This window comes from Salmonella enterica subsp. arizonae, assembly GCF_008692845.1.
GTDB classification, from domain to species: Bacteria; Pseudomonadota; Gammaproteobacteria; order Enterobacterales; family Enterobacteriaceae; genus Salmonella; species Salmonella arizonae.
The window spans coordinates 1-817 of the sequence record NZ_VXJW01000035.1 but is presented as its reverse complement, the minus strand read 5'-3'; the positions used below and the strand labels follow the sequence as shown (position 1 = coordinate 817).

The 817-nt window shown below is 53.6% G+C and carries 1 protein-coding gene; it reads right to left on the bottom strand.

Annotation, left to right across the window (positions count from 1 at the left end; genetic code table 11):
* Window position 1 precedes the first annotated feature (1 nt).
* On the bottom strand, window positions 2–817 hold an 816-nt coding region (locus tag F4V61_RS21980; protein WP_058818805.1), incomplete at its 5' end, for an elongation factor Tu.

Sequence of the window (817 nt, the reverse complement as noted above, 5' to 3'; positions counted from 1 at the left end):
ATTAGCCGAGAACTTTAGCAACAACGCCCGCGCCAACGGTACGGCCGCCTTCACGGATTGCGAAACGCAGACCGTCGTCCATCGCGATCGGGTGGATCAGGGTAACAACCATTTTGATGTTGTCGCCCGGCATTACCATCTCCACGCCTTCCGGCAGTTCGATGGTGCCAGTCACGTCAGTAGTACGGAAGTAGAACTGCGGACGGTAGCCTTTGAAGAACGGAGTATGACGGCCGCCTTCATCTTTGGACAGAATGTACACTTCAGATTCGAACTTGGTGTGCGGCTTGATGGTGCCCGGCTTAGCCAGTACCTGACCACGTTCGATTTCTTCACGTTTGATACCACGCAGCAGAACACCTACGTTCTCACCGGCACGGCCTTCGTCCAGCAGTTTGCGGAACATTTCAACGCCAGTACAGGTAGACTTCTGAGTCTCTTTGATACCAACGATTTCAACTTCTTCGCCCACTTTGATGATACCGCGTTCTACACGACCGGTAACAACGGTACCACGACCGGAGATGGAGAATACGTCTTCGATCGGCAGCAGGAACGGCTTGTCAATCGCACGCTCTGGTTCCGGGATGTAAGAGTCCAGGAAGCCAGCCAGTTCGATGATTTTCGCTTCCCACTCTGCGTCGCCTTCCAGCGCTTTCAGAGCAGAACCACGAACGATCGGCGTATCGTCGCCCGGGAAGTCGTACTGAGACAGAAGTTCACGAACTTCCATTTCAACCAGTTCCAGCAGCTCTTCGTCATCAACCATGTCGCATTTGTTCAGGAACACGATGATGTACGGAACGCCTACCTGACG